General features: G+C 34.8%; 24 protein-coding genes. 4 read left to right on the forward strand and 20 right to left on the reverse strand.

What is annotated here, in order from left to right:
- Nucleotides 1–23: 23 nt before the first annotated feature.
- Both NNL09_RS02615 and NNL09_RS02620 read right to left on the reverse strand, forming a co-directional pair.
- Nucleotides 24–572: an RNA polymerase sigma factor gene (locus NNL09_RS02615; protein WP_025667655.1), complete on the reverse strand. Its 549-nt coding sequence runs from the start codon at nucleotides 570–572 to the stop codon at nucleotides 24–26.
- Between the two features lie 110 nt (nucleotides 573–682).
- A complete protein-coding gene (locus NNL09_RS02620; protein WP_231389136.1) occupies nucleotides 683–2,959 on the reverse strand; it encodes a glycoside hydrolase family 3 N-terminal domain-containing protein in 2,277 nt (758 codons plus the stop codon).
- Between the two features lie 275 nt (nucleotides 2,960–3,234).
- On the opposite strand from NNL09_RS02620, the gene NNL09_RS02625 reads away from it, so the two are divergent.
- From NNL09_RS02625 to NNL09_RS02635, 3 genes are all read left to right on the forward strand, one after another.
- On the forward strand, nucleotides 3,235–4,173 hold the full coding sequence (locus NNL09_RS02625; protein WP_196909032.1) for a hypothetical protein: 939 nt from the start codon (nucleotides 3,235–3,237) through the stop codon (nucleotides 4,171–4,173).
- A gap of 49 nt (nucleotides 4,174–4,222) precedes the next feature.
- Entirely contained in the window at nucleotides 4,223–4,954 is a 732-nt protein-coding gene (locus tag NNL09_RS02630; RefSeq protein WP_025667659.1) for a glycoside hydrolase family 25 protein, read from the forward strand.
- Between the two features lie 147 nt (nucleotides 4,955–5,101).
- Nucleotides 5,102–6,640 carry a serine hydrolase gene (locus NNL09_RS02635; RefSeq protein ID WP_196909033.1) on the forward strand — a complete coding sequence of 513 codons (1,539 nt, stop codon included), beginning with the start codon at nucleotides 5,102–5,104 and terminating at the stop codon, nucleotides 6,638–6,640.
- A gap of 79 nt (nucleotides 6,641–6,719) precedes the next feature.
- Here NNL09_RS02635 and NNL09_RS02640 read toward each other — a convergent pair whose 3' ends face one another.
- The 18 genes from NNL09_RS02640 to NNL09_RS02725 form a co-directional block, all read right to left on the reverse strand.
- Entirely contained in the window at nucleotides 6,720–8,783 is a 2,064-nt protein-coding gene (locus tag NNL09_RS02640; protein ID WP_035096775.1) for a thiamine pyrophosphate-dependent enzyme, read from the reverse strand.
- A 116-nt stretch (nucleotides 8,784–8,899) separates the two neighbouring features.
- On the reverse strand, nucleotides 8,900–9,973 hold the full coding sequence (locus NNL09_RS02645) for a branched-chain amino acid aminotransferase (protein WP_196909034.1): 1,074 nt from the start codon (nucleotides 9,971–9,973) through the stop codon (nucleotides 8,900–8,902).
- A 100-nt stretch (nucleotides 9,974–10,073) separates the two neighbouring features.
- Nucleotides 10,074–11,354: a dihydrolipoamide acetyltransferase family protein gene (locus tag NNL09_RS02650; RefSeq protein WP_231389137.1), complete on the reverse strand. Its 1,281-nt coding sequence runs from the start codon at nucleotides 11,352–11,354 to the stop codon at nucleotides 10,074–10,076.
- Between the two features lie 144 nt (nucleotides 11,355–11,498).
- Entirely contained in the window at nucleotides 11,499–12,095 is a 597-nt protein-coding gene (locus NNL09_RS02655; RefSeq protein ID WP_025667664.1) for a transferase hexapeptide repeat family protein, read from the reverse strand.
- A gap of 99 nt (nucleotides 12,096–12,194) precedes the next feature.
- Nucleotides 12,195–12,947 carry an enoyl-CoA hydratase/isomerase family protein gene (locus tag NNL09_RS02660; protein ID WP_196909035.1) on the reverse strand — a complete coding sequence of 251 codons (753 nt, stop codon included), beginning with the start codon at nucleotides 12,945–12,947 and terminating at the stop codon, nucleotides 12,195–12,197.
- Between the two features lie 173 nt (nucleotides 12,948–13,120).
- Nucleotides 13,121–15,622, reverse strand: coding sequence for a phenylacetic acid degradation bifunctional protein PaaZ (paaZ, locus tag NNL09_RS02665; RefSeq protein ID WP_196909036.1), 2,502 nt, complete (start codon nucleotides 15,620–15,622; stop codon nucleotides 13,121–13,123).
- 3 nt (nucleotides 15,623–15,625) lie between these two features.
- Nucleotides 15,626–16,837 (reverse strand): 3-oxoadipyl-CoA thiolase, encoded by a 1,212-nt coding sequence (locus NNL09_RS02670; protein WP_196909037.1) that lies wholly within the window; start codon nucleotides 16,835–16,837, stop codon nucleotides 15,626–15,628.
- Nucleotides 16,838–16,932: 95 nt separating this feature from the next.
- Nucleotides 16,933–17,358: a PaaI family thioesterase gene (locus NNL09_RS02675; protein WP_196909038.1), complete on the reverse strand. Its 426-nt coding sequence runs from the start codon at nucleotides 17,356–17,358 to the stop codon at nucleotides 16,933–16,935.
- A gap of 121 nt (nucleotides 17,359–17,479) precedes the next feature.
- On the reverse strand, nucleotides 17,480–17,692 hold the full coding sequence (locus NNL09_RS26285; RefSeq protein ID WP_317193924.1) for a four helix bundle protein: 213 nt from the start codon (nucleotides 17,690–17,692) through the stop codon (nucleotides 17,480–17,482).
- Between the two features lie 85 nt (nucleotides 17,693–17,777).
- Complete coding sequence (locus NNL09_RS02685; protein WP_196909470.1) at nucleotides 17,778–18,941, reverse strand: 3-hydroxyacyl-CoA dehydrogenase NAD-binding domain-containing protein; 1,164 nt, start codon at nucleotides 18,939–18,941, stop codon at nucleotides 17,778–17,780.
- Nucleotides 18,942–18,946: 5 nt separating this feature from the next.
- Complete coding sequence (locus NNL09_RS02690; RefSeq protein WP_025667670.1) at nucleotides 18,947–19,726, reverse strand: enoyl-CoA hydratase-related protein; 780 nt, start codon at nucleotides 19,724–19,726, stop codon at nucleotides 18,947–18,949.
- Between the two features lie 2 nt (nucleotides 19,727–19,728).
- On the reverse strand, nucleotides 19,729–20,097 hold the full coding sequence (locus NNL09_RS02695; RefSeq protein WP_231389138.1) for a VOC family protein: 369 nt from the start codon (nucleotides 20,095–20,097) through the stop codon (nucleotides 19,729–19,731).
- Nucleotides 20,097–20,600 (reverse strand): 1,2-phenylacetyl-CoA epoxidase subunit PaaD, encoded by a 504-nt coding sequence (gene paaD, locus NNL09_RS02700; protein WP_196909039.1) that lies wholly within the window; start codon nucleotides 20,598–20,600, stop codon nucleotides 20,097–20,099. Before paaD ends, NNL09_RS02695 begins: the two co-directional genes overlap by 1 nt.
- A gap of 93 nt (nucleotides 20,601–20,693) precedes the next feature.
- Entirely contained in the window at nucleotides 20,694–21,449 is a 756-nt protein-coding gene (gene paaC / locus NNL09_RS02705) for a 1,2-phenylacetyl-CoA epoxidase subunit PaaC (RefSeq protein ID WP_196909040.1), read from the reverse strand.
- Between the two features lie 100 nt (nucleotides 21,450–21,549).
- A complete protein-coding gene (gene paaB / locus NNL09_RS02710) occupies nucleotides 21,550–21,834 on the reverse strand; it encodes a 1,2-phenylacetyl-CoA epoxidase subunit PaaB (protein ID WP_025667674.1) in 285 nt (94 codons plus the stop codon).
- Nucleotides 21,835–21,867: 33 nt separating this feature from the next.
- Nucleotides 21,868–22,848: a 1,2-phenylacetyl-CoA epoxidase subunit PaaA gene (paaA, locus tag NNL09_RS02715; RefSeq protein ID WP_025667675.1), complete on the reverse strand. Its 981-nt coding sequence runs from the start codon at nucleotides 22,846–22,848 to the stop codon at nucleotides 21,868–21,870.
- Nucleotides 22,849–22,860: 12 nt separating this feature from the next.
- Nucleotides 22,861–23,934, reverse strand: coding sequence for a 2Fe-2S iron-sulfur cluster-binding protein (locus NNL09_RS02720; protein WP_196909041.1), 1,074 nt, complete (start codon nucleotides 23,932–23,934; stop codon nucleotides 22,861–22,863).
- Nucleotides 23,935–24,036: 102 nt separating this feature from the next.
- Complete coding sequence (locus NNL09_RS02725) at nucleotides 24,037–24,606, reverse strand: TetR/AcrR family transcriptional regulator (RefSeq protein ID WP_025667677.1); 570 nt, start codon at nucleotides 24,604–24,606, stop codon at nucleotides 24,037–24,039.
- A gap of 250 nt (nucleotides 24,607–24,856) precedes the next feature.
- Between NNL09_RS02725 and NNL09_RS02730 the strand changes: the two genes are divergently transcribed.
- Nucleotides 24,857–25,294, forward strand: a complete 438-nt coding sequence (locus NNL09_RS02730) for an META domain-containing protein (RefSeq protein WP_196909042.1) — start codon at nucleotides 24,857–24,859, stop codon at nucleotides 25,292–25,294.
- Nucleotides 25,295–25,308 lie beyond the last annotated feature (14 nt).

The following is a 25,308-nucleotide window of genomic DNA, read 5'->3' on the forward strand; positions in this document are numbered from 1 at the left end:
TGTTTTTTTAATTTTTATTTAACTTATATTTTATTTCGCAATTTTTTTACTGCCCTGTAGATAAGTGTACGTACTGATTCTATAGAAATACCCATGATCGCTGCAATTTCTTCATAAGACTTTTTTTCTTCAAACTTTAAGGACAATCCTTTTCGCTGTCTACTAGAAAGAGATGTTAAAGCAACAGAAAGTTTAGCCTCAATTTCTGAAGAATTTTCTGATTGAATAATCGTTTCTTCTATGGATTTGTATTCTGATTTAATTTCATTTTTTTTCTCTTCTGTTGAAAATAGAGTAAGTTTTGATTTAAATTTTCTATTAATCTTTCTTTTCAAAGATTTAAAAAGATAATATTTTACATTATCTACATCAGAAAGTTTTTTACGATATTTATAAATATCCAAAAATAGATCATGAATACAGTCTTTAACATAGTCTGTATCGTTCGTATATTGAATACCAAATTCATAAAGTGCATCTATATATTTATCATATAGTTGATTAAAAGCATCTAAATCCCCTAATTTAACTTTTGTCCACAATGTAGTATCTTTAGTTTTAACGGATTGCATTTAAAATAGTTTTAAGCATTTATGAATTCCCAAAAGAATAGGGTATATTTTTAACGTTTTGACAATTGACCTAACATTAAATTAATAAAAATAAATATAATCAAAAATACCTATAACTCTTTTTCAAGTACAATTTTTTTAGAAAGTGATCCGATCATTATTTCGAATTCTCCGCTTTCTGTAACCCATTGATTATTGTCATTTACAAATTTTAAATCGTCAACCCCAATTGTAAATGAAACTGTTTTGTTTTCTCCTGGTTGAAGTTCTATTTTTTTAAATCTTTTTAGTTTTTTTACTTCTGGTGTAATACTAGCAAACATATCTCTAAGATAGAGCTGCACCACTTCTTTTCCGGTTCTTACTCCGGTATTTTGAACATCTACAGTTATTTGAATAACATCTTCTTTATTAATAAATATCTTATCTAGTTTCAAATTTTTATAGCTAAAAGTTGTGTATGATAACCCATAACCAAACTCATATTGTGGATTATAACTCTTTTGATAATTTGCATCATCATTTTGCTCTTCATCCCCTAAACTTTCAGTATACTTTCTATTATATTTTTGTAGAGAATTTGTATATCTGGGATAATTGTAAGGCAATTTTCCACTTGGGTTTATATCGCCGTAAACAATATCTATCAAAGCACGTGCTCCTTCATTTCCCGGAAGATAACATTGTAAAACGGCATCCATATCATTTTCAAACTGATTTATGATTCTTGGTCTTCCTTCATTTAGGATTAGTATAACCGGCTTATTTAGTTTAGCTAATGCCTGAGCCAATTTGATCTGGGGTTCTGTGATTATCAAATCATTAATATCTCCCGGAGTTTCTGTATAATTATGCTCCCCCAGACATAAAACAATGTAATCTACATTACTGGCAAGTGAAACAGATTTGGCGATATCGACTTCTTCAAAAATAGATACACCAGGCGTATATATTACATTTTGCTCTCCTATTTTATTTTTAAATGCTTCTAAAATAGTAAGCTTATCATTTGCATATTCATCACTTTTTTCTCCTTGCCAAGTATATGACCATCCGCCATTAAGGTACTTCATGCTATTGGCAGTAGGGCCAGTTATCAACACTTTACTCTCTTTAGAGATAGGAAGTATTTTATCTGTATTTTTTAGTAAAGTAATAGACTCAGATGCTGCGATATACGACATTGCTATCGAAGAAGGGGAACCAAAATTAGGATAATCCTCGGGGTCAGTAACTGGTGTTCTAAATAAGTCTAGTTCAAACTTCACTCTCAGGATTCTACGTACAGCATCGTCAATTCTAGACATAGGTATTTCACCATCACTTACTAAAGAGAATAGCTCTTCAAAAAATGAATAATCCTCGGGAACCATACTCATGTCTATACCTGCCATTACAGATTTTTTAACTGCTTCACGCATTGTAGAAGCGACCTTATGGCGCGTATGCAAGTAAATTATATCTTTCCAATCGGTTACAACAAAACCTTTAAATCCTAATTCACCCTTTAAAATATCAGTTATCATTTTTTTACTGGCATGAACCGGAGTACCATTAATTTCTCCAGAACTCACCATTACACTCTTGGCACCAGCACTTATGCTTTTCTCATATATAGGTAAATCATATTGCCTTAAAACTCGCTCTGGTATAATGCTTGGAGTTCTATCTTTCCCTGTAGTTGGACTACCATATCCTATATAATGCTTAATACAAGTTGCTACTTTATCAGAATTACCAATGTCATTCCCCTGAAACCCCTTCACCATAGCAACCGCCATTTGCGAGGATAGATAGGTATCTTCTCCAAAAGATTCCCAAAGTCTTGACCAGGCTGGATTTCGGGGTAGATCAAGATCGGGAGAAAAGACCCAGGGTATTGAAGATGCTCTGGTCTCATAAGCAGAAATAGCAGTGCATTTCTCTACTAGTTCAGCATCCCATGTTGCAGCTAGGCCTATTTGTTGAGGAAATAAAACTGCTCCATTAGTATAACTTGCACCATGAATAGCATCTATTCCATAAATTATCGGAATTTTTTTATCGGTTTGATTAGTTTCTGCTAGAATTTCGTTCAAAATTGCATTCCATCTCTTTGGTGTTGGAGCTCCTGGATTAGGAGTATTAAGTATTGAACCTATCTTATATTTATGAATAGCTTTTTTTAGTTTATTTTTATCAAGTATTCCTGGATTCCCTTCTTTTTCAAGAGCAGTGATTGTAATTTGAGTCATTTGACCAATTTTTTCTTCCAAAGTCATACCAGATAATAGTGCAGACACTTTGGCCTCAATTGGATCAGAAGGAATATCTTCTTGTTTTTTAAATGAACAAGATGATAACAGAACTACACTTAATAGCATAGTAAAAATTGTACTAATTCTCATATTGGTGATATATAATTAATTCTTAAACATTCTTTATAAAGAGTGCCTATTTCAAAAAACATAGACACTATATTTATTAACTTTTCATTTAAATACCTAAAAACTTAATTTTATTCATATCAAAACCATCGTAAATTATAAGACCAAGTTGCGTATGATTTTGCCCAAAAACCTGGTGCAGTTTATAAAATAATTACGTATAAATACCTATATAATTTACTTCAAAAATTCTCTACCTTTAAATTACACAAAAACGAACCAACTTTACTACTGCTATGGATATTAACCAAACACTATCCAATCTTATTAAAAATGATAAAATCTGGGTTATTATCATCTCTTTGATTATTATCGTTCTGGGATTTAGTAACATATTAGTAGCACCAGCTATTGATTTTTTATCTAATATAAATGGAGATATGATGCTGGGTCTTGGCGTTGCCATGGAGTTAAAAAGTATCACTGCAGGTATTGGCAATTCTGGTATCCTTTTAGTTGGTGGGCTGGCCACAGAGCTTTCTGATATTTTTACACGAGCCATCAATTACTTAACCTTTGCAAATATTGTAATCGCGGTTCAAACCATATTAGTGAATATGGGTAAATCGTTACTGTTTAAAGTACTTCCTTTAATTTTTCTTATTGGTATATTCTTCGAAAAATATAAAAAAACAGCTTTAAAACTGCTTATTATAGCATTGCTTATAAACCCGGGACTTTCTTTATATGTTAATGGAATACACTATGTATCTGACACAATGGAATTAAGTCTTGGTTCTTCGTTACATAAACATCTTTCATCTATTAAAAACAAATATGAAGCAAAGAAAAAGCACATCAAATCAAAACAAGAAGCTCGAAAAAACAGGCAATTAGAGAAAGCCAAAGAAAAAGGTCGTAAAGGTATAGGCATTTTTAAAAAAGTTGAAGATGCAGTTGTTGATAAAGTCGAAGATGTTAGTATTGACGCAGAAGAAGGGTTTTCTGAAGCTTTTCAAATCTTAAAAGAAGGTAAAAAAGAATTGATGAAACTTATCATAAACATGATTAGTAACCTCATTGTTCTTTTTCTTATTCTGCCACTATTATATTTTTATCTCATGAGTTTCTTACTTAAGAAGTTCTTTCATTTTTCTGGATTAAGTAAAATTGAAGAAGCTCAAGACGAAAATTTAAAAAAACTTGGCAAAGATCTAACTCATGATCCACATTAACCTAAAAATTAAACAATTAAATATTCTTAAGACTTAACCAATAGAATTCATGAAAAAAATTACCACTCAACTTTTTGTACTATCGTTAGTACTGTTTTCTTGCGCAACAGACAAAAACAATTTGTGTAGTTCAGAAAATCAAAGACTCGAAACAGATCCTTCTATCTTAGGGATGGATGTCTCTCATTTTCAAGGAGATATTAAATGGGATGATATTAAGAAAGACGGTGTTAATTTTGTGTATATCAAAGCTTCAGAAGGTGATGATTTTAAAGATCCAATGTTTAAAACAAACAGAGCAGCTGCAAAAAGTAAGTGCATCTACCGGGGTGCATATCATTTTTATGAAACTGGTTACGATCCTACAAAGCAAGCTCAAAATTTTATAGCTGCAGTAGGTACATTAGAACCGGGAGATTTACCTCCTGTTTTAGATCTAGAAGAATTAGGGATTCAAGCCCACGTAACCAAAAAAGAATATCAAAAAAACACCTTACTCTGGTTACAAACAGTAGAAAAAGAATGGGGAGTCACCCCAATTATCTATTCTAATTTTTATTTTGGTGTTAAATACCTTGACCATCCCGATTTTGCCAAATATAAATTGTGGATTGCAGAGTATACCAAAAAAACTCCAAAAGTTCCCAACACCTGGAAAAGTGAAGGCTGGATTATCTGGCAACGTACAGATCTTAAAAACTTAAAAGGAATTAGAGGCGATGTCGATTATGATCTATTTCATGGAAATGCTGAAGCATTCAGAAAATTGTTAAAAAAATAGCATCCCATATACCTAACTATAATTATTAGTTAGACAAAATCGATTGTATAGTTGATCCTCTTTTGAAGGAGATATAGCATTCTTATCATCTTAAATAAATTATATTTACCTTTCGAAACACACAAAACACTATCTAAAATTAATATCATGAAAAAACTATTGCTGTTATTTACAGTATTACTGATTTCTACAACGAATATATTAAGTCAAACAGGCACTACAGTTGATCTTAAAAAGTTAGATGAATACTATGCAAAAATGGCAAAAGACTGGGATATACCTAGTGTTTCTATTGGAATTGTTAAAGATGGAAAACTGATTTTCAGTGGTAATTACGGAGGAAAAGAAAAAGGAAAAGACGAAAAACCAGATGAAAATACGCTGTATGCCATTGCATCTAACTCTAAAGCGTTTACGGCTACTATTATTGGAATGCTGGTTCAGGAAGGAAAGCTTAATTGGGATGATAAAGTAAAAAAACATCTACCATATTTTGCGCTTTACGATCCATGGGTAAGTAATCAAGTTACTATTAGAGATATATTAAGTCATCGTGTTGGACTTGGCACATTCAGTGGTGATGTGATCTGGTATAAAGCAAACTTAACATCAGAAGAAATTATAAAAAGAATTAAACATCTTCCTAAAACTCATGATTTCAGATCTGGATTTGGGTACTCTAATGTAATGTACATTACTGCAGGAGAAATTATAAAAAAAGTAACGGGGAAAAGTTGGGGAGAAAATGTAAAAGAACGAATTCTAGATCCTCTGGGAATGGATAGAACCATAACATCATATAAAAAACTGGATACAAAAAAGAATTATGCCACCCCGCATGGTCGTGAAAATGATAAAAATATCCCTATCGACTGGGTAGATTGGGAAGAAATAGGAGCTATGGGTGGGCTTATTTCTAGTGTTAAAGATGTTTCTAAATGGATGATCTTTAATCTAAACCATGGTCGTATCGATAAAGATACATTACTTACCAAAAACACCAGAAATATGATCTGGACACCTCATAACAATTATAGAGTAGATCACACTTCAAAAAATGATTTCAATAAACATTTTAGTGGCTATGGATTAGGATGGGGATTAAGTGATTATCAAGGAAGACTTAGCGTTGCTCATACAGGAGGGTTTGATGGGATGATTACGGCAGTTACTTTAATTCCTGATGAAAATCTAGGGGTTGTAGTACTTACCAATGGTATGAAAAGTCCAATTAGAGCTGCAACTTATTATGCTTTAGATCAATTTCTAGGTACAGCATCTATCGATTGGTCTGCCAAACTATTGAAAAAGGCAAATAATAATGGCAAAAAAGATACTCGAATCTCTAAAAGAAAAGAAAAAAGAGAGCTAAACACCAAACCTTCTGTCGCACCAACTAAAATAGCAGGAGATTATATGTCTGATATCTACGGAAAAATTAAAATCTCGTTAGAAAAAGACCAGTTACGCATGAAATTTGAACATACTCCAGATTTATCTGCTACACTACGACACTGGCATCATGACGTTTGGGAAATTGTTTGGGATAAGAAACATGCCTGGTTTAGTTTTGGAACCGTAAAATTTAATACCGATAATAACTTAAATGTTAAAAGTATGGATTTTGATGTTCCTAATGATGATATCTTCTTTGAAGAACTAAAACCATATAGAGTTTCTAAATAATAGAAAAAAAAAAAATGAAAAACCTGGATTCTAAATTAAATTCAGGTTTTTCATTTTTAATCTAACCTATTTGAACAAATCAATATGCTAATAATTCCATTATCTTAGCTTTTACCTTTTCGGTAGAAGGAATCATGGTTTGTTCCAAAGTGCTGTTCAAAGGAATGGCTGGCATATTCTCTGATCCAATAGTCATTACAGGAGCATCCAGAGATCTAAAACACTCTTCCTGGATTTTACCCGATAATGCTCTTGCAAAAGAATTATTGGTAGGTTCTTCGGTAACTACAAGACATTTCTTTGTTTTCTTTACCGATTCCATAATGGTTTCTTCATCCAGAGGATACAATGTACGTAAATCAATAACCTCAACTACATCTTTCATGTCTTTTGTGGCATTAAGCGCCCAATGTACTCCCATACCGTAGGTTATAATCGTCATGGTTTCTTTTTGATCCTGTGGCCATATACGTTGTACAACATTAGCTTTACCAAAAGGTAATATATAATCCTCTGATGGCTCTATGGTCCTGGCAGCATCGGTTCCTTTTACCTTTGACCAATACAAGCCTTTGTGCTCTAAGATTACTACAGGATTTGGATCATGGTATGCAGCTTTCATCAACCCTTTAAGATCTGCTCCGGTACTTGGATATGCAATCTTGATTCCGCGAATATTAGTTACTACAGATTCAACAGAGGAAGAATGGTATGGTCCTCCACTACCATAAGCTCCAATCGGAACTCGTAGAATCATCGATACCGGCCATTTTCCATTAGATAAGTAACATGACCTGCTTACTTCTGTAAATAATTGATTTAGCCCTGGCCAGATATAATCGGCAAACTGTACTTCTACAATAGGCTTTAAACCAACAGCAGACATTCCAACAGTAGAACCAACAATAAAAGCTTCCTGGATAGGAGTATTAAACACACGTTCGTCTCCAAATTTTTGAGCTAATGTAGCTGCTTCTCTAAATACTCCTCCTAGTCTTCCCCCTACATCTTGTCCATATAACAAACATTCTTTATGCTTCTTCATTAATTCTTCTACAGCAAACAAAGCACAATCTACCATCACTACTTCTTCTTTATCAGCAGGGGATCGTTCTCCTTTCTCTTCTGTAATTGGTGTAGGAGCAAAATCATGAGTAAATAAGTCTTCTGGTTTTGGATCTTCAGCTTTCATGGCTTCTTCCAAATCTTTGGCCACTACTGCTTTTGCTTCTGCTTCTATAGCCAGTACTTCATCTTCGGTAAAACCAGATGAAAGCAATTGGTTTCTCAATACAGGATATGGATCACGAGAACGAGCTTCTTCAAGATCATCACGATACCATTCCATTCGCACTCCCGAGGTATGATGATTTAGTAAAGGTACTTTGGCATGCACCAGAATTGGTCTTCTTTCTTCTCTTATGGTTTTGATTACTTCTTGTATCGCCAGATAACTTTCTGTAAAATTAGCCCCGTCGATAGAAATAGCTTCTAATCCATTAAATCCTGCTGCATATTCAAAAGCATTTTGTGCACGGGTTTCCTCTTCATTTGCAGAAATATCCCATCCGTTATCCTGTACCAAATACAAAATCGGTAATTGCTTTAAGGCAGCCATCTGAAAAGCTTCTGCAATCTCTCCCTCTGTTACCGATGCATCTCCAAGAGAACATACTACCAGAGGTTTATCTTTTAATGATTTGTCATCCAAACCAACCAATTCTTTGTATTGCATTCCTAATGCTACTCCCGTAGAAGGTATGGCCTGCATTCCTGTTGCTGATGATTGGTGCGGGATTTTTGGTTTATCCTCATCTCGTAAACTGGGGTGCGAGTAATAGGTTCTACCTCCCGAAAATGGATCTTCCTTTTTTGCTAGTAACTGCAACATCAAATCATACGGGCGCATTCCTATCCCCAGCAACATCGAATCATCTCTGTAATAGGGAAACGCATAATCCTGAGGTAATAGCTGCATTGCTGTAGCTATTTGGATTGCTTCATGTCCTCTCGAGGTAGCATGTACATATTTAGAAACAATCTTAAAGTTTTCTTCGTACAACTCTGTCATCGACTTAGCCGTACAGAGCGTCATGAATGCTTTTTCTAATACTTCTTTTGCTATTGTTTTTTCAGCTAACATTTTAAATCAATTTTTGATGTACGACTTACGATTTTTAATTTCACTTGCTCTCGATATTTTTTTAACCATCGTTAAACACTGAAACAACCAAAATTCTTCCTTAAATAACATTCTAATTATTTTACTTTCTCTTTAATAGACACAGGTATAATCCAACCATGCTTATCTTCTCTTTTCTGAGCTTTGATCTCATCCAGAGTATTTTTCATATCCTGGCTTACAGGGTTTGTATCGGGTAAAGTGATTAATTCTTCATTATATCCAATAGCTTCTATCATGGCAATAGCAACTGCTGTTCCGGTTCCAAAAGCCTCTCCTAATTTTCCTTCTTTCGAAAACTCAATAACCTCATCAATCGTAATTGGGCGTTCCTCTACTTCAAAACCTTTATCTTTTAGCAAAGTGATTACACTATCACGAGTAATTCCTTTTAAAATCGATCCATTGGTCCTCGGAGTAATAAACTTACCATCTACCTTAAAAAAGATATTCATAGTTCCTACTTCCTGAATATACTTGTGCTCATTAGCATCTAACCACAATACCTGATCATAGCCTTTGGCTTTGGCTTTTTCGGTAGGTAGGATCGCAGCAGCATAATTACCTGCCGCTTTTGCTTCACCCGTTCCTCCGTCTGCAGCCCTTATATATTCGGTTTCAGCATACAATCTTATTTTTTTGGTAAAGAACGGTCCGGCAGGAGAGCAGATCACAATAAACTTATAACTTGTTGCTGCACGCATCCCAATAAAAGGTTCATCTGCGTACATAAATGGTCGTAAATACAATGCACTTCCTTCTTGTGGTGGTATCCACCCATACTCTATGCCTACAATCTGCTTTACTGCTTCTACAAAAAGTTCTTCGGGTACAGAAGGCATTCCCATTCTTGCAGCACTATGATTAAATCGTTTTGCATTTTCTTCTGGTCTAAACAACAACGGAGTATTATCCTTTCCTACTGTAGCTTTCATTCCTTCAAAAATCGCCTGTCCATAATGCAAAGCCATCGCTGCAGGATGTGTAGGAATAAATTCTAATGGTTCGATACGCGGGTTTTGCCACGCTCCATTTTCATAATCACAGATAAACATATGATCGGTAAAGGCTTTACCCAAAGGAATATTATCAAAATCAATATCCTTTAATTTTGAATCCGAGGTTGTTGTAATTTTGATTTGCTGCTCCATTAGTATTTGTTTTGGGCACATCCCCGAATCGTATCTCTCGGGGTCGGGCTATTCGCGCTACATGGTAGCTTGCTTCTATCCCTTGTGCATGTATTGATTATTATATTTCTCTATTTATATCAAAAGCTTCCAGTTCATCACCTACTTTACGTAAAAATGACCCTCCTAAAAACCCGTCTACTACTCTATGATCAAAAGACAATGATAAATACATCATACTTCTAATTGCGATTTCGTCTCCTTTTTCTGTAGTAATCACCTCTGGTCTTTTCTTAATAATTCCTAAAGCCAGAATAGCAACTTCGGGTTGATTAATAATTGGTGTTCCCATCAAACTACCAAAGGTTCCTACATTAGAAATGGTAAAAGTACTTCCTTGTATTTCATCTGGTTTCAAGGCATTACTTCTTGCACTATTCGCCAAATGATTTACACGTTTAGCCAATCCAAGTAGGTTTTTTTCATCTGCATTTTTAACCACCGGAACGATTAAATTACCATTAGGCAGTGCAGTTGCCATACCAACATTAATATCGTTATGTACCACAATCTTCTTGTCATCTACAGAAACATTAATCATTGGATATTCCTGAATTGCCTTAGCAACCGCTTCTACAAAAATTGGAGTGAATGTTAATTTTTCTCCGTGTTTTTCCTGAAACTTCACCTTTACTTCATTTCTCCAATTCACAATATTGGTTACATCAACTTCGATATAGCTGGTTACATGGGGCGAAGTATGTTTAGAGTACACCATATGATCTGCAATCATTTTGCGCATACGGTCCATTTCTACAATACGATCTTTGCCTTCTATAAATGAGATCGGAGGTGCATTATAAGTCGATTTTGGTGATTGCGGTTGTGGCCTGCTAGGCAGTGGGTATTTCCTGTTTTTCAGGTATTGCATCACATCACTTTTGCGTATACGACCATCTACTCCTGTACCTGCAATACTTTGCAGTTCTTCTATAGTGATATTTTCTTTTTGAGCAATGCTAATGATCAAAGGAGATAAAAAACCGTCATTTTCGCCTAGGTTTAGATTTTTAAAATCAGAATTACTTGTTGTTTTTGATTCTATTTGAACAGATGGTTCTGGTTTTTTTTGTGATCTTTCAATAGTAGTTTCTGTCTCTTCCGATTTTTGATGAGATGACCCAGATACTGCATCGGCATTGATAACAGCAATTACCTGCCCTATCTCTACTACATCATTAGGCTGATATCGTATTTCTGTAATCACTCCATTACAAGGAGAAGGCACTTCAGAATCTACTTTATCTGTAGCTACTTCTAAAATTGTTTCATCCTCTTCTACCGTATCACCTACATTCTTTAACCAGTTAAGAATGGTAGCCTCTGATATACTTTCACCCATTTTGGGCATTTTTAATTCTACTGTCGACATCTTGGTTAACAAATGTTTGTTAGTTTATTTATATTAATTTTATTCGTTTATGTTACATTTCGGCAACACCTCGACAAGCTTAGTGTGGCAACTCAATGCTACATTCGTAATGATCTATTTTCGCTTAAACTCCTCTAGCGTTTTATAAAATGCTTCCTGCCTTCCTCTATCCTCCGGAACTTCTCTTAGAGGCTCTACTTCTTTTAGTGACTCATAACAATCTGCTGGCAATTGTTGATATAACTGTGTGCCCTTTGTTTTCCAGGCTATCATTTCATCACTTACCTCTTTAATTACCTTTGCCGGATTACCAACAATCAAACTTCGTTTTGAAAAAACTGTATTTGCTTTCACAAAAGACATTGCCCCCACGATACATTCATCTCCGATCTCTGCATCATCCATAATCACAGTATTCATTCCAATTAAACAATTACGTCCCAAATTTGCACCATGAATCACCGCTCCGTGTCCTACATGCGAACTTTCTTTGAGCACAATAGATTTACCAGGAAACATATGTACCGTACAATTTTCTTGCACATTAACTCCATCTTCAAGGATAATCTCTCCCCAATCTCCACGTATCGCCGCTCCTGGACCGATATAACAGTTTTTACCAATGATCACATTACCGGTCACTGCCGCCAGTGGATGTACAAAACTACTTTCGTGTACTACAGGTATATATCCTTTAAAGCTGTAAATCATATAAATATCTAATATTGAATACTGAAATCAAATTATTATTTAATAAAATATAAACTTCGATACTCGATACTCTTTGTTTAGTATTTGGTGTTCAATATTCTATTTAAATCCTTTTAATTTCTCTTTTGTAAAATCACTTAACACCAATCTTCCACTAATTACAGCTCTATCTGCCAAAAATGTATCCCAATCTTCTGTTCCTTTCCAAAATGCTTGTTTCATATCCTTCATTGCCTCTGGATTGTATGTACATAAATGTTCTGCAAAAGCTTTTACTTCAGCATCTAATGTTTCTACATCTTCAAAAACTTTGGTAAACAACCCTTTATCTCTAGCCCACTCTGCATCATAAAACGAATTTGCATCAATTGCGATCTGCGTCATTGCAGACAATCCTATTTTACGTTCTACTGCAGGTCCTACTACAAATGGTCCTATACCTACATTAAGTTCACTTAATTTTATGGATGCATATTTTGTTGCCATACAATAATCGGTTGCAGAAGCTAATCCAACTCCTCCTCCAACAGTTTTTCCTTGTACTCGCCCAATAATAAATTTTGGGCATTTACGCATCGCATTGATTACATTGGCAAAACCAGAGAAAAATACTTTTCCGGTTTCGGCATCATTAATATTGATCAACTCTTTAAAACTGGCTCCAGCACAAAATGTTCTGTCTTTTCCACTTTTTAATACAATTACCTTGATATCATCATTAGTACCCGCATCAGTAATTGTTTGAGCAAGCTTAGTCAAAATATCTCCCGGTAAGGAGTTATGCGCAGGATGAAAAAATTCAATAATTCCTACCTGATTTTCTATGTTTATGTTTACGTATGGTTGTGTCAAAATAAATATCAAATTTTAAATGTAAAATCTAAAAGTTTAAAGTAGATGGCATTGCTTTAAAATTTTATCATTTACTATTTTACATTGTTCGGTTTTTATAATATATTTTTTTTCTTCTAAAACCTCACAGGTTTTCAAAACCTGTGAGGTTTATATTTTATTTTCTAAACTACTTAGCCTAACAGATCAAATTGATCAAAGTGATGGTTTAAATGTTTTCTTTCTAACAGATACCATTCATATTTATTCAATTCTCCGAAAACAATATTTTTTAATATTGCATCTGGATTTTCCTTAAAATATGTTTTATATACTTCTCTTGCTTCGTTCAGCTTTATTACAGCTGTTTCTAGGTCAGGATGTTTTAAATCTTCTAACTCTCCTTTTTTAAGTAATGGAAAATCTGTGTTTTTAGGAAAAGGTTCGTAATTATATAAGCTATTATGTACTTTATCCAAAATCTTTTCTGGTGTTGCAATTTCAAAATCCTGAATTTCTCCTGAAGCAATTTTATAGGTATACTCCAAATGTTCTATCATATGCTGGGGTGTCATAATCCCCCATTTTGGTTTGGTGTCTGCAGATAGTTTCAGTAAGCATTTCTTAATTTTTGCTTCGGTCATTTCTACAAGAGAGGTTTGTTTTTTCTGTACCATTGTTAAAATGGTAGCAATAGCTACTAACTCATCTTCGGTATCAAATACTTCTACAAACCATTTTACAATACCACTAGGATGTTCTGCACTTGCAACATCGCGATCTACTTTTTCTTTACAGGTTAGTCTAACATATATTGTATCATTATGATAGATTGGTCTCAAGAATCTACATTCTTCTAATCCATAATTAGCTGCTACTGGGCCTTTGTTTGGATATACAAATAATCCCGCTGCGGCTGCCAGGATAAAATACCCATGTGCCGTTCGTTTTTCAAAAATACTCCCGTCTAAAGATGTGATGTCGGTATGCGCATAGAAATGATCCCAGGTAAGGTTTGCAAAACCAATGATATCTGTATCAGTTACTGTACGTTTATGGGTTTTTAGTGACATTCCCGGTTCTATATCCTCCCAATGATATGAGAACGGATGATTTTCTGATTCTTTATACGCAGAATTTGCCTGGTATATACCTGTTACTTCGGTAAGTGTGGTTGGTGTTCCCTGGATGGCACAACGTTGCATAAAGTGTTTAATTCCTCGCATTCCTCCCATTTCTTCGCCACCACCAGCTCGTCCCGGGCCTCCATGTGTAAGTAATGGTAATGGAGAACCATGACCAGTACTTTGTTTCGCATTTTCTCGATTACCAACCAAGATACGTCCGTGATGAGAAGCTGCACCTACGATATAATCTTTGGCTATTTTATCATCGTATGTAAAAATAGAGGACACTAATGATCCTTTACCCATTTGAGATAAGGTAATAGCATCTTCTAGCGTATCATAAGGCATAATAGTCGCTACTGGACCGAATGCTTCAATCGTATGTGCATTTGTATTTTTGAATGGGTTATCTTCTCGCATCAAAATTGGACTTACGAATGCTCCTTTTTGAGCATCGGCTCCTACAGTTTCAAGTTTATCTAAATCACCATATACAATCTGAGCAGTTTTAGCTATTTCTGAGATATTATTTTTAAAACTTTCTACCTGCTGCTTACTTGCCAGTGCTCCCATTCGCACTTCTTTCAATCTTGGATCTCCTACAGTAACTTTATCCAACTGTTGACCTAAAGCAATTTGTACATCTTCAACCAATTCTGAAGGCACAATAATTCTACGAATTGCAGTACATTTCTGACCACATTTCACAGTCATTTCTTTTCGAACTTCTTTAACAAATAAATCAAACTCTGGTGTACCTGGCACAGCATCTTTTCCTAATATAGAAGCATTTAATGAATCTGCCTCCATTGTAAAAGGTACAGATTCTTCTATAAGTCTTGGATGTGCTTTCAACATTCTTCCTGTATGCGCAGAACCTGTAAAAGTTACTACATCCTGAGATTCTACTGTGTCCAGAATCGTTTTGGTCATTCCGCTAAGTAACTGTAATGCTCCTTCGGGGAGTATTCCAGAATCTATAATTACTCGTACTACTGCTTCTGTTAAATATGCGGTTTGTGGTGCAGGTAATACCACTGCTGGTACTCCTGCCATCCAGTTAACAGCACATTTTTCTAGCATTCCCCAAATAGGAAAATTAAAAGCATTGATATGTACAGCGACTCCTCTTTTGGGTACTAAAATATGATGTGCCATAAACCGTCCTCCTTTAGACAGATCTATAGGATCTCCTTCTACATGGTATGGTTGATTAGGGAATAGTTTTCGTAATGATGCATTGGCAAAAAGATTACCAAAACCACCTTCGATATCGATCCAGCTATCTACTCGGGTTGCTCCTGTACGATAACTTAGTTCATAAAACTCTTCTTTGCGTTTGGTAAGATATAATGCCAATTTTTTAAGCATATTACCACGTTGCTGAAAAGTCATTTCCCTCAGTATTTCTCCTCCTTTTGTTCTACCATATTGTAATACTTCGGGGATATCTAATCCTTCAGTTGTAGACGTCCCAATAACTTCACCTGTAATGGCATCGTGCATTACGATTCCATCTCCAGAACCTGAAGTCCATTTTCCGTTTATGTAGCTTTCTAGTTTTTTCATAAATCAGACATTTGTATTTTCGATTACACAAGCATAGCCTTGACCTACTCCAACACACATTGTGATTAGTGCATATCGTTTATTTTGTTGTTGTAACTCTAAAGCTGCAGAATACGCAATCCTGGTACCTGTTACTCCTAATGGATGCCCAATTGCAATAGATCCTCCGTTAGGGTTTATTCTTGGGTCATCATCTGCTAATCCCCATTCTCGTATACACGCTAATGCTTGTGAGGCAAAGGCTTCATTAAGCTCAATAACATCTATATCATCCATTGTAATCCCTGCTTTTTCCAAAGCTTTATTAGAAGCCTGAACAGGTCCAATACCCATAATCCTAGGTTCTACTCCTACCACTGCAGAGCTTGCTATTCTAGCTAGTGTTTTTAGATTGTATTTTTTAACTGCATCTTCTGATGCAATAATGGTAGCTGCTGCTCCATCATTTAATCCTGAAGAATTTCCTGCTGTTACACTACCTTCTTTTTTAAAAGCTGGGCGTAATTTTGCTAATACCTCTTTGGTAGTAGTTGGTTTTACAAACTCATCATCAGAAAATAAGATTGGATCTTTTTTGCGCTGTGGGATTTCGACTGTAGTAATTTCTTTGGCTAATCTCCCCGATTTCTGGGCATTGGTTGCTTTCATCTGACTCCAATACGCAAATGCATCCTGATCTTCTCTAGATATATTATATTTCTCTACCAGGTTTTCTGCAGTATTTCCCATACCATCTGTACCATACAGGTCATGCATTTTTTGATTTACAAATCGCCATCCAAAACTAGAGTCATACATTTTAGAATCATTACCAAAGGCAGATGACGGTTTTGCGATCACGTATGGCCCACGTGTCATATTTTCTACTCCACCCGAAATAAATAGATCGCCGTCTCCTGCTTTGATTGCTCTATTAGCATGTATTATTGCAGATAACCCTGAGCTACACAAACGATTAACCGTTTCTCCCGGAACAGTATAAGGTAGCCCTGCTAATAACGCAGCCATTCTGGCTACATTACGATTATCTTCACCAGCCTGATTAGCACACCCCATAATGACATCATCATATGCATCTTTTGGAATATTTGGATTATTTTCTACTAACTTTTCTATTACCAAAGCTCCTAAATCATCAGTTCTTACTGCTGATAATGTTCCTTTATAGCTTCCTATAGGAGTGCGGACTCCGTCTATTATATACGATTCTTTCAAAAGTTTAAATTTTAAATGTTAAATCATAAATTCTAAAGTGTAATAATCTCATATATCTGAACCACTTTTATATTTATCATTTTACGGTTTTATATTTATTCCTCCCAGTCTTTACTGGTTCTATATACTACTCCTTTAAAAAGTGCGACAATATCATCTCCTCTTTTAACTTCTACAATATTGAAGCCTACTTTTGTTTTAGTAATATCAACTGTAGCTTCTGCTGTTAGATAATCCCCCTCTTCTAATGCCTCGATATGATTGATCGAGGTTTCTATAGATACAGCATATTTGCCATGGGTGTTTGCAGAAAAACCAAAAGCTGTATCAGCTAAGCTATAGGATATTCCTCCGTGAGCTTTACTCATGCTATTGAGCATTTCTTTCCTAATCGTCATTCCTACTTTACATCTTCCTTTTTCGACTTCAATAATTTCGATACCTAACCATTGGCTAAAGGCGTCTTGAGAAAGCATTTGCTTAGGTATGAAGTTTGAGGGAATAGGTTTGAGATTTTTCATCATTTTAAATTCTTATTCTTTATTCTTTCTGAAATTCTATTTCTTAATGTTGTAATCATTTTAGAAAGTTCGGTCAATATTCTTCGATTTTCTTCATCTTCTACAAAAGTTATGTACTTTCTTAATCTAGCTTTAGAACTACATGAAACACATTCATGGGCACTATGCCAAACATTTCCCAAGTAGTTAAAAACTGAGGATCAGTTCCGGAAGAGCCTTCAGCTATATTTAAAGCTATAGAGTCTGCTGCTCTTTTAAACTGAGAGCTCAATTCAAACCTCTCTTCTTTTGGAAACTTTTTTGTCAACGTATTCACTATTTCCCCGAATTCCATAGCTTTAACATAGACTGTTAAATTTTCGAACTTAAAATTATATTTAGAATCCATATTTAGTTACTAACACCTAATTTATCAGACCTCATGCCATTGAAAAAAAACTCTTTTTTTCTTTCACCATTTTTCTTAATAGTGGACTACATCGATATCGATCTTCATGATATTCATTATAGAGATTATCCAGCATAGTAACACACCAGTCAATTCCTTTTTCATCTGCCCAGGTTAATAATCCCTTAGGGTAATTTACTCCTTTGGTCATTGCATTATCAATATCTTCTGCCGAAGCTATATTCCAGAATAATGCATCAGCAGCTTCATTAATTAACATTACTAATACTCTATTAAAAATATACTCTGCCAGTACTTTATCTTCTTTTGGGGCATCTTTTACTGCAGTATCACTATAATCATAATATCCTTTACCTGATTTTCTTCCTAGATATCCTGCTTCAGACAATCTTTTTTGTGTAAAAGAAGGTTTATATCGGGGATCATAGTAAAATGCTTTGAAAACAGTTTCTGTAACCGTATAATTGATATCGTTTCCTATAAAATCCATTAATTCAAAAGGGCCCATTCTAAACCCTCCCAAAGTTTTTAAACTCCAATCTATGGTAGCAATATCAGCCAAGCCTTCTTCATAAATACGTAAAGATTCTCCATAAAATGGTCGTGCTACACGATTCACAATAAACCCGGGAGTATCTTTTGCTAAGGCAACTACTTTTTTCCAGCCATTAATGATTTCTACCACCTTGTCGGTAACCTGAGTTGAAGTTTGTACTGCCGGAATCACCTCAACCAATTTCATTAACGGAGCAGGGTTAAAAAAATGAATTCCTATACATCGCTCTGGTTTTTGTAATGATGATGCTATAGATGCTATAGATAAAGAGGAGGTATTGGATGCAATAATGGTATCTTCTGAAACATATGTTTCTAGTTCTGAAAATACTTTCTTTTTAATATCCAGGTTCTCTATGATAGCTTCGATAGTAAGATTTGCGTCTTTAAGGTCTTTTAAAGAATCTACATAAGAAATATTACCTTGAATACGTGTTTTCTCTGTTTGATCAATTCTTCCTTTTTCAATCAAGCGGGAAAGAATTTTTTCTAAAGCTTGTTTACTTCTATCTAGTGCTTCTTGCTTTGTGTCAAATACTTTTACTTTACAACCAGAAGTAGCTGCTACCTGAGCGATACCACTTCCCATTGTTCCTGATCCTATTACTCCAACAATCATCATTCTTATTTACCTTTAAATATTGGTTTTCTTTTTTCAATAAATGCATTTACACCTTCTGCATAATCTTCACTTTCTGCAGATTCTATCTGTAGATCCGATTCTATTGCTAATTGCTCATCGAGCGTATTTACCAATGACTGATTTAATAATCTCTTAGTCAATCCTAAAGCTTTGGTTGGCATTTGAGCTAATTTTGAAACTAGCTTAGTTACCTCTTCTTCAAAGGTTTCTGTTTCAAACACTTTATATATCATCCCTAATTGCTCTGCCTCTCTTGCGCTTACTTTATCACCTAACATCATTAAAGCAGAAGCTTTTTGAAAACCGATTAATCTGGGTAGAAAAAAAGTTCCGGCACTATCAGGAACCAATCCTATCTTACTAAATGCCTGGATAAAGCTTGCCGCCTCAGTAGCTACAACAATATCACACGCCAAAGCTATATTAGCTCCTGCTCCTGCAGCAACTCCATTTACAGCTGCCACAATAGGTTTTTCGATAGTTCTAATGCGGCTGATTATTGGATTATAATGTTCTTCTAATATTTTTCTGAAACCAGGGTTCAATTCGGGAGAAGTTACTTCTTTAAGGTCCTGTCCTGCACAAAACGCTTTTCCGTTTCCGATAAGCATAATGGCTCTTACTTTATCATTAGCATTACACTCGTCTAATGTTTTTTGTAGTAACAAGGCCATTTCTCTATTGAAACTATTAAAAGTATCTGGGCGGTTTAGCGTTATTCTCGCTACTCCATTATCAATGTGCAATTCGATTGAAGGCATATTTAATTCTCTATTTTGAATTGTGGGTTATAAATTATTCCGATGATATTATTCCATGGGCATTTAACTGTTGCTACCACGATTTCTCCTCCTACATTTGTTGGTTTTTCATGTTCGGTAGCTCCTAAATCGAGTAATCTTTGGTATGTTGCATCTATCTTTTCTACACCCCAATACGAAAGTACGCTATCAGATTTTGTTTCTGAAGGGGCTTCTTCTGGAAGTAATCCAAGTTCATACCCTCCTATATTGAATCCTATATAAAAAGGTTCGTCGAAATAGGGTTTCGTATTAAATGCGTCTGAATACCATTTCCTGGCTTTATCCAGATCACTAACTTTATATATTGTTGTTCTTAATCCGAGCATCATTATTTGAGACATTTGAAGTAATCAAAAGGTTCTAAACAATCATTACATTGAAAAAGTGCTTTACACGCTGTCGAACCAAACTGGCTTACCATTTTTGTGTTTGTTGAGCCACATTGGGTACATTTTACTATTTTTTTACCTCCAAGTAATGCTTCTTTATCTGCTTTTTCATGTAAAGGTGCGGCAATCCCATATTTTTCTAGAGCTTCTCTACCTCTTGGTGTAATCCAATCGGTAGTCCATGCCGGCGATAAAACTAAGGAAACTTTGGCTTCTATATTTTTTTTTGCAAAAGCACTTATAATATCATCCCCTATCACATCCATTGCAGGGCAACCACTATATGTTGGGGTAATTGTAATCTGAGCAATAGTTTCTATCATTTGAGCAGAGCGAACCACTCCCATATCCATAATAGACAATACCGGAATTTCGGGATCATGAACTTTTTCCAAAATTGGAATCAGCATAGGATCAATATGTTTCTCAAATTCTATTGTCATAATAAATATGGAATATCGAACATTTAATATCCAAGACTGAAGTTTTATTTCTCTTCATCATTCAATATTCTAAATTCGGTATTCTGTATTATTTCACCACTTCATATTAGGATAGGTACGTTGCATATATTGCAAATCTGAAAGCAAGTAGCCCATATGTTCACTATGAATACCTTGTTTACCGCCTTTCTGAAACCATTTTGTTTCTGGTATGGTAATTCTAGCCTCTTCAAATACGTCTCTAATCCTTTGGTCGTACTTTTCTCGCAAAGCCGAAGTATTAACACCAACTCCATTTTCTACAGCAATTTTATCATCCTCTGTCATATGAAATAGTTCGTCTGTATACTTCCACAGATCATCAACTGCTTCCTGAACTTTTTGATGACTTTCTTCTGTACCATCTCCCAATCTTTTCATCCAGTCTGACGAAAATCTTTGATGATAACTTACTTCTTTAATTCCTTTCTTTGCAATTGCTGCTACTGTTTCATCATCACTATTTTGCAATTCTTCTAACAATAGTAAGTGAAAAGCGTCATAGAAAAACTGTCTTGTAATCACATATCCAAAGTGTCTGTTTGGTTGTTCGACAAGAAGTACGTTTTTGTACTGTCTTTCTATTCTCAAAAAAGCAATATCATCTTCAGTTTTTCCATCTCCAGAAAGCTGAGCCACGTATTGGTAATAACTTCGCGTTTGGCCTAATAAATCTAATGCCATATTAGTCATTGCAATATCTGTTTCCAGGTTTGGTCCATGCCCACATAATTCTGATAATCGCTGACCAAGGATCAAAGCATTATCTGCTATACCGTAGATGTATTGTATTTTATTTTCGTTTTTCATAACACTGCCCGTAATGATGGGTATCTTATTTAAATAACTTTAATTTCAAATAGTAAGTTTTCCGTATTCACGGGAATTGCAATTTTTACCATTGTAAAAATCACATATGTTTTACTTCATCTGGTAATGTATAAAATGTAGGGTGTCTATACACTTTATCCTGAGCAGGTTCAAATAATTCTCCGTTATTTTCGGGGTTTGATGCTGTGATATGTTTAGATTCTACTACCCATATACTTACTCCTTCATTTCTTCGTGTATATACATCTCTGGCATTTTCTAAAGCCATTTCTGCATCGGCCGCATGAATACTACCAAAATGACGATGTTCTAAACCATTTTTACTTCTTACAAACACTTCCCAAAGTGGCCAGTTATTTTTCATAATTATGAATTTTAAATTCTGAATTCAGAATTATTATATTGCTTTTTTAAGCTTTTTATCTTCTTGTTTTTTGGCATATGCCATCGCTGCATCCCTTACCCATTCTCCTTTTTCCCAGGCATTAACTCTAGCTGCCATACGCTCTTTATTACAAGGGCCATGACCTTTTACTACTTGCCAGAATTCGTCCCAATCTATTTCTCCAAAATCGTAACTCCCTTTTTCTTCATTCCATTTTAAATCCGGATCAGGAATAGTAAGTCCAATTAATTCTGCTTGCGGAACTGTTTGATCAATAAACTGCTGACGTAATTCATCATTAGTTTTTCTTTTTAATTTCCACTTCATTGATTGGGCTGTATGTACAGATTCTGCATCTGTAGGTCCCAGCATCATCAACGATGGCCACCACCATCTATTTAACGCATCTTGCGCCATTTCTTTTTGCTCTGGGGTACCATTCGCCAATGTGATCATTATTTCATATCCTTGACGCTGATGAAAACTCTCTTCTTTACATACTCTAATCATCGCTCTTGCATATGGCCCATAAGAAGTACTGCATAGTGGCACTTGATTAATAATTGCCGCACCATCTACCAGCCAGCCAATTGCTCCCATATCTGCCCAGGTGATTGTAGGGTAATTGAATATACTAGAGTATTTTGCTTTACCTGTATGCAATTGCTCGTATAGCTCTTCTCTAGAAATTCCTAAAGTCTCACATGCACTATATAAGTATAATCCATGTCCTGCCTCATCCTGAACTTTAGCTAACAAAGCTACTTTACGTCTTAGAGAGGGTGCACGGGTGATCCAGTTTCCTTCTGGTAGCATTCCAATAATTTCGGAATGTGCGTGTTGAGAAATTTGCCGAATATGAGTTTTTCGGTATTTTTCCGGCATCCAATCTTTAGGTTCGATCTTTTCATCTCTGGCAATTCTCTGCTCAAAGATTTCTTCTAGACTTAGACTCTGCCCAGTCCCATGGTTTTTTATTTCTTTTTCGCTCATAATCCTAGAGTTTTATACATCAAAATCAACTACTACTTTTTCTGTAGTAGGAACAGCCTGGCAAGATAAGACAAGGCCTTTTGCTACCTCATCTTCTTCTAATGCGTAATTTATCTTCATCTCTACTGCTCCTTCAACAACTTTACATTTACAAGTACTGCACACTCCACCTTTACAGGCAAAAGGCAGATCTGCGCCAGAAGCCAACGCTCCATCTAATATATTATCATGATCATCATCCATGGCAAAGTGAAACTCTTTTCCTCCATCTATAATAGTAACCACGGTTCCATCAAATTTATGATCAACTACTTCTGCTGCTTTTTTCTTATCTTCTTCAGAAACACCTGAAAAGAAAAGTTCATAATGAATTTTGTCTTTTGACAATCCTGCATTCACCAATCCATCTCTAATCAAAAAGATCATTTCTTCGGGGCCACAGACAAAGCATTCATCTACACTGGATACGTCAATTATTTTATCAGTAAGTTCCTGTATCTTTTCTTCTGTAAATCTTCCATTAAGTAATGGTATATCCCGATGTTCTTTTGTTAAAAAGTAAAATATCTCTACTCTTCCAAAATACTTGTTTCTAAGCGCTTCTATCTCTTCTTTAAAGATAATGGATTTCGCATTCCGATTCAAGTAAAAGAGCTTGAAAGTACTTTTTGGCTCAGACGCAAGATGAGTTTTTAGTATAGATAATATGGGTGTAATACCGCTTCCTGCAGCAAAAACAATATAATTTTTGGCTTTTGAAGGTGCTACTTCAACAAAAAAGTTTCCCATAGGAGGCATTACTTCCAGAACATCTCCTTCTTTAAGCACATCATTTGCAAAGTTAGAGAACAATCCCTGATCAATTCGTTTAACTGCCACCTGCCATTTATTTTCAACAGGACTTGAACACAAAGAATAAGAGCGTCTTACCTCTTCATCATTAATAGATGTTTTTAGAGTAAGATGCTGGCCTTGCTTAAACAAAAATGTATTTCTAAGCTCTTCTGGTATATCAAAAGTGATAGATGTACAATCCTTAGTTTCTTTAGTTAATTCAGAAACACGAATAGAATAAAAATCAGTCATATCTTAATTTAACTATATAGTTATAGCTAAACAAAACTAACAATTGTTAGTTTGATACACAAATAATTATCTGTTAATTTTATGACTACCTCAAAATACTAGTCATGCCACTCCTTTTAACAATACTGATATCATATCTCGTTTCAAGATATCAGAATCAATCTCTTTTTGTTCGGGGTACCATAAATACAATGTTCTTAAGGTAGAGAGTGTAGAAAACACCATAATTTCTACATTATAGGGTTTAATCTCTCCTTTTTCTAATCCTTTCTTTACTATATCTCTAAAATTATCTTCATATTCCTGGCGCATTTTCTCAAAATATTGCAAATTATTTTCTTCAAGATGCATCCAATCATTATTAAGTGAAGCTAGACCATCTGCATTTCGCAATGTCACATCTATATGTAAATCAATAATGTTTTCCAGCTTTTGGATCGTATTTTCATCAGAATTCACAATTTTATTCATCCCAATAGTAAATTCTTCTGCAAGTCCAATTATGATAGTAGATAATATTTCTTGTTTTGACTGAATATGATTATACAAGCTTGCTGCTTTAATCCCCATAGCTTTTGCCAAATCTCTCATAGTTACGGCGCTATACCCTTTTTCTTTAAAAAGAATAGCTGCTGCATTTATAATTTCTTGTTTTCTGCTTTCGGGTCTCATCTGTTTCGATTTATCATTTTTATTGGTCAGATAAAATTCACATAGTAATCATTTTTCAACAGGCTCAACTAATAAAGTGAAGCCGGTATCAAAAACCTTAACTATACTCATTTCATGGTAGGTATTTTGTTTTCCACTCAAAAATAAATTTTAATCTCATATAACCCATATTTTTGTGACCAAAAACAATGATTATGATGAATTTATGTTATAAATAATACTATATTAACCATAAAAAGAAACTAGACTTATGAAATCTTTACTAATCATTTTGTTTTTCGTGGCATTTTCAAATGCAAATAGTTGCGCAAACAAAAATAATGCAGCAGTCAAAAGTCAGGAAAAAGAAAATCAGGTTACTAAAAAAACAACTTTTTCTATTACTCGTCTTAATGAGAAAGATGTTTCTAACAGGAAGTTACATATCACTTTTGACGAAGAACAAAGCTCTGCTTATGGCCACTCTGGTTGTAATACGTTTTCGTCTAAGTATACCGAAGAGGGCAACACTATTTCTTTTAGTTTTCCTATTGCAACAAAAATGTATTGTAAAAAAAATGCAGCAATAGAAAAAGAATTTTTTAAAACTCTTATTGAAGTTAAAACCAGAATCCAGAAAGAAGATACTCTAATTTTAAAAGATGGTAATAATAAAGAGTTATTCTTTGGGATAAGATCCAAAGAATAACTCTTTGTATTTTG

Source organism: Aquimarina sp. EL_43 (assembly GCF_943422735.1).
Taxonomy (GTDB): Bacteria; Bacteroidota; Bacteroidia; order Flavobacteriales; family Flavobacteriaceae; genus Aquimarina; species Aquimarina megaterium.